Origin of the sequence: Bacillus sp. AFS001701, assembly GCF_002559405.1 — a bacterium.
In the GTDB taxonomy this organism is placed as follows: Bacteria; Bacillota; Bacilli; order Bacillales; family Bacillaceae_G; genus Gottfriedia.
Window position 1 is genome coordinate 1 of the sequence record NZ_NTZO01000269.1, and the last position, 1,554, is coordinate 1,554.

Here is a 1,554-nt window from a genome sequence, read left to right on the forward strand (position 1 = left end):
CCATTTTTTTGATCGGAAATTATTATATAAAAGTTTTATGAAAAATTGATGAAAATTTAATTGGGTTTTTTTATTACAAATAAAAAAGACCTATTGAAAAATAGATCTTTTAACTGCAGCTATACAAACAAATTAAGTCGTGTTAGAAAGTATTTTTACTACACGATCGAACAGTAATAAAATTTTAGTTTTTATTATTATTTACCTTACTTCTGTTTTAATAAACGTTCTTCAATAACCTGTTTATAAATAACTTCTGCTAATTCTTTTTCTACTTCAAATCTTGTATCTTCAGATAAATCAAAATGACTTCCGTTCATAATAAAAATTATGCCGAATTGTTTTTCATCATGCCAATAGAAATTGCTGATTAATCCGTATGCTTCACCCGCATGGCCGATCATTTCTTTGTAACCCGGTAAGAAGTCGTGGCTAATATGAAAACCAAGCCCCATTTTACTAAAGAAGTGATTATTTTCTTCTCTAGACCATTGAATTGATGTCATTAATTTTGACGTTTTTTGTTGCAGAATTCGGTGTCCATATAAACTCCCGCTTAACATATGTGCCCGTAAAAACTTACTTAATTCAACTGCGGATGTCCTTAGTCCACCTTGAGGTTCGAATAATCCTCCATGATTACCTATCATGTATTGATCCCAATGAGTTTTTGAATATTCGCTCTGCCTAATATCATCAATTGATATTTGATATTCATTTTTATCTTTATTTTTTTCATATAAGTTTGCTAGTTCGTGGCTTTTATTAAAATTTGAAAATGAAAAAGCTACATTCTTCATTTCTAGAGGTTCAAATATGTTTTGGTTGATATACTGGTCAAAGCGCAAATTTGAGACTTTTTCAATAATTGCACCACATATGATTGCACCAATATTTGAATACATCCATTGATCTCCTGGTTTCCAATCTCCCCAGATTTCTTTCGTAAAATACTTTCCTTTTTCATCTAATAATTCTGTAAGTTGTAACGATAAATTTGAATGTCCGTCTTTAATAAACTTTGCATATACACTATTTGATGCATCATCTGAGTTAAGAGAAGATGTATGAGTTAAAATTTGTCTCAACGTAATAAAAGAATTAGGGTATTTAGGATTTCTTACTTTAAACCCTAAAGAATGACTAATATCTTGATTTAAATTTAATAACTTTCTTTCGACTAATTGCATGATTGCTGTAGCCGTAAAAAGTTTTGAAATAGAAGCAATTCGAAACATCGTATTTTCTGTAACTAATTCATTTGTTTCTAAATCACGATAACCATAAGCATCAGACCAAATCAGTTTATCTTTTATAACCGCAACAGCTTGACACCCGACAATATTAAATTTGTCCATTATTAATTGAATTTCTTTAGATACAATTTTATTTGTATGTTGCTTAATTTTGTTTTGCATTTTATCCTCTCCAATCAATAAATTCCAAGTAAATTTTATGTAAAATACTGTAAATTTTTTATGTAAAAAAAATTTTTTAAATGAAGCGTTTTCAAAGTTATTTTAATATTGTAATAGTCCCTACCTGTTGCTAAAA

1 protein-coding gene is annotated in these 1,554 nt (G+C 28.6%); it reads right to left on the reverse strand.

Annotation, left to right across the window (positions count from 1 at the left end):
* Nucleotides 1–206 precede the first annotated feature (206 nt).
* Nucleotides 207–1,418 (reverse strand): serine hydrolase domain-containing protein, encoded by a 1,212-nt coding sequence (locus CN514_RS17410; protein WP_098233688.1) that lies wholly within the window; start codon nt 1,416–1,418, stop codon nt 207–209.
* Nucleotides 1,419–1,554: the final 136 nt, after the last annotated feature.

Coding starts and splice junctions, on each gene's coding strand:
- CN514_RS17410 (WP_098233688.1), bottom strand. CDS start 1,418: ATGCAAAACAAAATTAAGCAACATACAAATAAAATTGTATCTAAAGAA.